This is a genomic window from Streptomyces sp. NPDC006655 (assembly GCF_040703965.1).
In the GTDB taxonomy this organism is placed as follows: Bacteria; Actinomycetota; Actinomycetes; order Streptomycetales; family Streptomycetaceae; genus Streptomyces.
Genome location: NZ_JBEYJU010000199.1, coordinates 1 through 6,466 on the forward strand (window position 1 = coordinate 1; position 6,466 = coordinate 6,466).

General features: G+C 72.2%; 7 protein-coding genes. 3 read left to right on the top strand and 4 right to left on the bottom strand.

The window, feature by feature from the left end; translation table 11 throughout:
- Positions 1-61: 61 nt before the first annotated feature.
- Positions 62-1,234: a thiolase family protein gene (locus AB0958_RS44170; RefSeq protein WP_366896130.1), complete on the bottom strand. Its 1,173-nt coding sequence runs from the start codon at positions 1,232-1,234 to the stop codon at positions 62-64.
- Positions 1,235-1,346: 112 nt separating this feature from the next.
- Here AB0958_RS44170 and AB0958_RS44175 point away from each other — a divergent pair, with 112 nt between their 5' ends.
- A complete protein-coding gene (locus tag AB0958_RS44175) occupies positions 1,347-1,817 on the top strand; it encodes a helix-turn-helix domain-containing protein (RefSeq protein WP_366896131.1) in 471 nt (156 codons plus the stop codon).
- Positions 1,818-1,825: 8 nt separating this feature from the next.
- Here the strand turns inward: AB0958_RS44175 and AB0958_RS44180 are convergent, their stop codons facing one another.
- Genes AB0958_RS44180 through AB0958_RS44190 form a run of 3 tightly spaced genes read right to left on the bottom strand, consistent with a single transcriptional unit; the run spans position 1,826 to position 4,631 of the window.
- Positions 1,826-2,554, bottom strand: a complete 729-nt coding sequence (locus AB0958_RS44180; protein WP_366896132.1) for a cupin — start codon at positions 2,552-2,554, stop codon at positions 1,826-1,828.
- On the bottom strand, positions 2,548-3,477 hold the full coding sequence (locus tag AB0958_RS44185) for a PmoA family protein (protein ID WP_366896133.1): 930 nt from the start codon (positions 3,475-3,477) through the stop codon (positions 2,548-2,550). The genes AB0958_RS44180 and AB0958_RS44185 overlap by 7 nt, the downstream gene beginning before the upstream one ends.
- Positions 3,474-4,631: a Gfo/Idh/MocA family oxidoreductase gene (locus tag AB0958_RS44190; RefSeq protein ID WP_366896134.1), complete on the bottom strand. Its 1,158-nt coding sequence runs from the start codon at positions 4,629-4,631 to the stop codon at positions 3,474-3,476. Before AB0958_RS44190 ends, AB0958_RS44185 begins: the two co-directional genes overlap by 4 nt.
- A gap of 288 nt (positions 4,632-4,919) precedes the next feature.
- On the opposite strand from AB0958_RS44190, the gene AB0958_RS44195 reads away from it, so the two are divergent.
- Both AB0958_RS44195 and AB0958_RS44200 read left to right on the top strand, forming a co-directional pair.
- A complete protein-coding gene (locus AB0958_RS44195) occupies positions 4,920-5,795 on the top strand; it encodes an undecaprenyl-diphosphate phosphatase (protein ID WP_366896135.1) in 876 nt (291 codons plus the stop codon).
- A 169-nt stretch (positions 5,796-5,964) separates the two neighbouring features.
- Positions 5,965-6,333 (top strand): hypothetical protein, encoded by a 369-nt coding sequence (locus AB0958_RS44200; protein ID WP_366896136.1) that lies wholly within the window; start codon positions 5,965-5,967, stop codon positions 6,331-6,333.
- Positions 6,334-6,466: the final 133 nt, after the last annotated feature.

The following is a 6,466-nucleotide window of genomic DNA, read 5'->3' on the forward strand; positions in this document are numbered from 1 at the left end:
CATTGGGACATGCCGCCCCACCCCGGTCACGTGACTCGAATTCGGGGCTTGACACGCGGGCCTACCGCACCGCCTCCAGAATCATCGCGTTCGCCAGTCCGCCCGCCTCACACATCGTTTGCAGTCCGAAGCGAGCGCCGCGTTGCCGCATCGCGTGCACCAGCGTCGTGGTCAGCCGGGTCCCGCTCGCCCCCAGCGGATGCCCCAGGGCGATGGCCCCGCCGTGCACGTTCACCTTGGCCAGGTCGGCACCGGTCTCCTGCCGCCAGGCGAGCACCACGCTGGAGAACGCCTCGTTCACCTCGAAGAGGTCGATGTCCTCGAGCCCCAGCCCGGCCCTGCGCAGCACCTTCTCGGTCGCCGGAATCACGCCGGTCAGCATCAGCAGGGGGTCCGAGCCGGTCACGGCGAACGCGTGCAGGCGGGCCAGCGGCCGCAGCCCGAGCCGCTGCGCGGTCTCCCCCGCCATGATGAGCACGGCGGACGCCCCGTCGTTGATCGGGCTCGCGTTGCCCGCCGTGACGTTCCACTCGATCGCCGGGAAGCGCTCGGCGAAGGCGGGGTCGTAGTAGGCGGGCTTGAGCCCGGCGAGGATCTCCGCGGTGGTACCGGGCCGTACCGACTCGTCACGGCCCACTCCTTCCAGCGGCGCCACCTCGGCGTCGAACAGCCCGGCCTCCCACGCGGCCGCCGCCTTCGCGTGCGAGGAGACCGCGAAGGCGTCCATCTCGGCGCGCCCGATGGACCACTTGGCGGCGATGAGCTCGGCGCTGATGCCCTGCGGGACCAGCCCCTCCGGGTAGCGCGCGGCGACCCCGGGCCCGAAGGGGTCCTTGCCGGGCGGCACGTTGGACCACATCGGCACCCGGCTCATCGACTCCACGCCGCAGGCCACCACGATGTCGTAGGCGCCGGACATGACACCCTGCGCGGCGAAGTGCACGGCCTGCTGGGAGGAGCCGCACTGGCGGTCGACGGTGGTCGCGGGGACCGTCTCCGGGAAGCCCGCCGAGAGGACAGCGTACCGGGTGGTGTTCATGGCCTGCTCGCCGACCTGGTCGACGGTGCCGCCGATCACGTCGTCGACGAGGGCGGGGTCGACCCCCGAGCGCTCGACGAGGGTGCGCAGGGTGTGGGCCAGGAGTTCCACAGGGTGGACGTGGGCCAGGGAGCCGTTCGGCTTGCCCTTGCCGACGGGTGTGCGTACGGCTTCGACGATGACTGCGTCGCGCATCAGGGGACCTCGATTGCCAGGCCGATTACTGGTGAGTAGGAAATCCGAACTCACCATAACGCCAAGAGTTGGAAAAACAAACCCACCCATGGAGTGCCTCTACACTGACGGCATGGCCACCCCCAAGGACCCCCGCCCGTGTTCGATCGCCGACGCCCTGGCGCTCGTCGGCGAGAAGTACTCCCTGCTGGTCCTGCGCGAGGTGCTCCTGGGCAACGGCCGCTTCGACCAACTGGTCCGCAACATCGGCGCACCGCGCGACATCCTGGCCACCCGGCTGCGCCGCCTGGTCGACGCCGGAATCCTCACCAAGCGCGTCTACAGCGAGCGCCCGCGGCGCTTCGAGTACCGGGCCACAGCGGCCGGCCTGGAGCTGCACCCCGTCCTGATGACCCTGATGGCCTGGGGCGACCGCCACCTCCACCCGGAGGGCGACCGGCCCATGGTGATCGAGCACGGCTGCGGCAAGGACCTGACCCCGGTCGTCGTCTGCGCGGCCTGCGGCGACCCGGTACGCCACGAGAACCTGACGGCCCACCCGCAGGCCCCGGGCTGGACGGTGGCGGGACCCGCGGCGACCTGAGCCTTTCGCTAATGCCCCTGCCGGTACACGTCGAGCCGTCCGCACATGCCGAACCGGCCCTGCTCACAGGGCTGTTCCGCCTGCACGACGGCATCGGCGAGGTGGCCGGCGTCACCCCGTGCGAGCCGGTCGAGCTGCTCCCCCGTGGCCGTGGCGGCGGCCTGCGCCCCGCGCCGCCAGCGCTCGCGCCACTCGGCGATCCGGGGCCGGACCAGCGCGGCGGCGGCCCGGTGGAAGGCGGCCAGCGGCTCCGGGCCGGTGGCCGCGCGCAGCGCCCGGTAACCCTCCAGGGCCAGGTCACGGCGGGCGCGGGCGATCCGCTCCCGCTCGGCCTCCGGCGCGTCGGCCGGGACGGTGGTCGCCGCCGCGTAGGTCTCCGGATCGGCGAGGTACTCCGGCGGCAGCGTCAGCACCGCGTCCCCGGCCTCCGGGAGGCCGCTGTTCTGCATCAGGACGGTGATGCGCAGTTCGTCCTCGTTGACGAGGCGATGGATCGTGCCGGGCGTGAACCAGGCGACCGTGCCGGGCACGAGGGGCGTGACCTCGTACCCGGAAGTGGTGAGCGTCTGTACCGCGCCCCGGCCGCCGGTGACCACGTACGCCTCCGAACAGGCCAGGTGCAGATGGGGGGTTCCGCCGCGCAGGCCGTCGGCCGCGGGCCAGTCGTACACGCACAGCCGGGAGACCGCGACCCCGCCGGGCAGCCCGGTGAACGTGGTCTCCCCGCCGCTCACCACGGATGCGCCTCCAGGTACTCGGCGATGTCCGAGCGCCCCCATGCGCCGTCGGCGACGACCACCCGGTAGCGGCGCGTCAGGGTGTCGCCGGGGGCCAGTTCGAGTTCGTCGTGGAAGGCCCAGGAGGGGGCGATGCCGGCGAACGGGTCGTTGCGTACGAACCAGTGCGCGGGATGGGCGCCGTCCGCACCCGACTGGTCGTTCTCCGGGGCGTGTTCGAAGACGACGGTGGCATGGCCGTCGGTGCCGTCGTGCTCCCCGGACAGGGCGAGCCAGGGGGACTGGGAACCCATCAGGCCGGGGCCCTCGCCGTCCGGGCCGATGATCCGGCCGTCCCGGAAGGCCCGCGGGCCGCGCCAGAACAGGCCGGTGTAGCCCGCCTGGTCCCGCCCCGCCGTGGTCGGGCTGCCGAACAGGAGGGGCTCATCGCGGCGGTTGGTGATCGCGCTGCTCCAGGTCAGCGCCCAGGAACCGGAGTCGGGGTCGACGTCATGGACCTCGATCCGCCGCCGCTCCTGCGCCCACAGCGTCCCGTCGTGGGGATGCCAGGTGAGCCGCTCCGCGATGACGAGCCGGCCGGCGTCGGACGACAGCTCGTCGAAGCCGACGTGCCGCATCGAGCCGACCCGTTCCGGGAGGGCGAGGTAACCCTGGCCGTGGACATAGGAGTTGCCGCCCCACAGGTTCGCGCCGGACAGGTGCGAGGAGGTCAGGGAGAGGCCCTTGTGCCAGCGGTGGTCGTTGGGGCGGTAGTCGGTGACGACGTCCCCGGCGAGGGTGCGCAGCGGGTGCAGGTAGGGCCGCGGAGCCTCCCAGGCGGCCTCGGGCCGGTAGACGTAAGCGAAGAGCTGCACCCCGGTCGCCGGCTCGGTCACGGTGACCCGGTCACCATGGGTGTGCGTGATCCGCAGCACGCCGCTCACGCGGACACCTCCTCGTGCTCGACCGGCGCCCAGCCCGGGGCGCCCCCGTGCAGGGCCGTGTAATAAGGATCTCCGGGACCGATCTCGCCCGCGCGTACGGTCGTGTCGGTGAACGCCGACTTGTACAGCGCGGTGATCAGCTCCAGGCTGGTGCGCCCGTCGGCGCCGCTGCTGCGCGGCCGCTCCGCCGCACGCATGCTCGCGACCAGCTCGCGCAGCTGGGCCAGGTGCGAGCTGGGCACATCGGGGCCGAAGTCCTGCCAGGCCGCCGCCTCCTCGGCTCGGACGCCGGGGGCCGGGGTGATGCGCCAGTTCGCGTTGCGGTGGCCGTACAGGTGGGTCAGCTCGACGGTGGCGCGCTCGCAGTCGATCCGGATGCGGCTGGTCTCGTCGGGGCTGAGCACGCTGTTCACCACGGTGGCCAGGGCGCCGTTCGCGAACCGCACCAGCGCGGTGGAGACGTCCTCGGTCTCCACGTCGTGCACCAGCCGCCCGGCCATCCCGCGCACCTCCTGCCAGGGCCCGAGCAGGTCGAGCAGCAGGTCCATCTGGTGGATGCCGTGGCCCATCGCCGGACCGCCGCCCTCGGTCGCCCAGCGGCCCCGCCAGGGCACCGCGTAGTAAGCGGTGTCCCGGTACCAGGTGGTCTGGCAGTGGGCGACCAGCGGACGGCCCAGCGCCCCCTCGGTCAGCAGCCGGCGCACATGGGTCGAGCCGGAGCCGAACCGGTGCTGGAAGACGATCGAGGCGTACGGCCCCCCGTCGGCACCCTCCTCCGCCTCCACCGCGTCGAAGTCGGCGAGGGACGGGACGGGCGGCTTCTCGCACCACACCCAGGCACCGGCCCGCAGCGCGGCGACGGTCTGATCCCGGTGCAGGGTCGGCGGGGTGCCGATGGTGACCAGGTCGGGCCGCTGCTCGGCGAGCATCCGGTCCAGGTCCGTGTAGGCGTGCGGAACGCCCGCGTCGGCACACATCGCCTCGACGGCTTCGGCATCGATGTCGACGGCGGCGACGACCTCGGTCTCGCCCTCCGCGGCCAGCTGCGCGAGCGCGGGCAGATGCGAACCGCGCCCGATGGCGCCGGCGCCGATGACGGCGGCCCGGATGCGCCGGCCGGCGATGGGAGCTGTGGGGCGGGGCGAGCGGGGCATGGACGTGATCAGCACTCCTCGGGGCGTGTACCGACGACGGGCGCGAACCTCCGCCCGAGTGCGCCGCACACGCACCCCGATGTGCGGGAGCAAGCGCTTTCTCCTGGGGAAACGTAAGCGGCGGTGCCCTGACCGGTCAACACCCCCGCACCGCCGTCGCCCCCGCCCGCCTCCCAGCCCCCTGTGTTCTTACCTTCTTACCGGCCCGCTACGCTGCCGTTGCACACGCATGATCACGCGCGCCGCGCGCCCGCCCGCCCCTTCCTCACCCTGGGACGCCGTACCTTCATGTCTTGGTTTGAATCGCTGATCCTCGGACTCGTCCAGGGGCTGACCGAGTTCCTGCCCGTCTCCTCCAGCGCGCATCTGCGACTGACCGCGGCCTTCTCCGGCTGGGAGGACCCGGGTGCGGCCTTCACGGCGATCACCCAGATCGGCACGGAGACCGCGGTGCTGATCTACTTCCGCAAGGACATCGGACGGATCGTCTCCGCCTGGTTCCGGTCGCTGTTCGACAAGGCGATGCGGCGTGACCACGACGCGCAGATGGGCTGGCTGGTGATCGTCGGCTCGATACCGATCGGGCTGCTGGGTGTGACGCTGAAGGACCAGATCGAGGGGCCGTTCCGCGATCTGCGGATCACGGCGACGATGCTGATCGTCGTGGGCGTCGTCATCGGCATCGCCGACCGGCTCGCCGCCCGCGACGAGACCGGCGGCAGGCACCGGGCGCCGAAACAGCGCAAGACCCTGGAGAACCTCGGGGTCAAGGACGGCCTGATCTTCGGCCTCTGCCAGGCCTGCGCCCTGATCCCCGGCGTCTCCCGCTCCGGGGCCACCATCAGCGGCGGCCTGTTCATGGGCTACCGGCGGGAGGCGGCGGCCCGTTACTCCTTCCTGCTCGCGATCCCCGCGGTACTGGCCTCCGGTGTCTTCGAGGTGAAGGACTCGGTGAGCGGGGGTGAGGTGGCCTGGGGGCCGACCCTGTTCGCGACGGCGATCGCGTTCGCGTCCGGGTACGCGGTGATCGCGTGGTTCATGAAGTGGATCTCCAACAAGAGCTTCATGCCGTTCGTCTGGTACCGCATCGCCCTGGGTGTCGTCATCATCGCCCTGGTCTCGGCGGACGTCCTGAGCCCGCACGCGGCGGAGTCGGCGAGCTGACCAGGGGCGACTGCCGTCAGCACCCCGCCGCGGCACGGGAGCTGCACGGCCGACAGGCCTGGATCAGCCTGCCGGTCGAGCGGGTCGGCAGTGGCAGCGCTGGCTCACAGCCGGGCCGCCCATGGAGCACCATCCAGCATTTCCCAGCGCCTGACTGCATCACCACGCCATGATCATCTCCCACTCGTCTCCCACCTGGGAGGCGGGACGCACCCCTCGAAAGTTGATGAAGATCTCGGGTTCGGGCCCTGCCGTTGGGGACCGGCTGTGCGCGCGGGTCAAAGGACTGGCCGAACCAAGCGAGCAGCAGCAGCGCCAGGCTCTCAAAGCCGCATCTCGCTCCCGCTCCGCCACGGTGCTGGCGGCCCTGATCACCACCGGCAGCGGAACACCACACCCACACTCCCGGCGCCTCGCGGGGGTGGGTGACGGCCCGATGGCCCAGGCGGCCTGGCAGCAGGCCGTGGCCGACGTGCACGCTTCGTTCCGGCCCAGCAGCCCGCCGCGCGGCGCCCGGCCCGGCGGCCACGCCACCTGAGCAAAGTGCGCGAAGTGACGGCAAAGCCGCTAGGGCCAGTCTGACAATTCCCGTCGTCGCCCGGAGGGCGGCCGCGCGGCGTCAGGTGCGTGCTCTGGGGGTCCCCCCGGCCGGAGGCTGGGGGAGTGCCGGG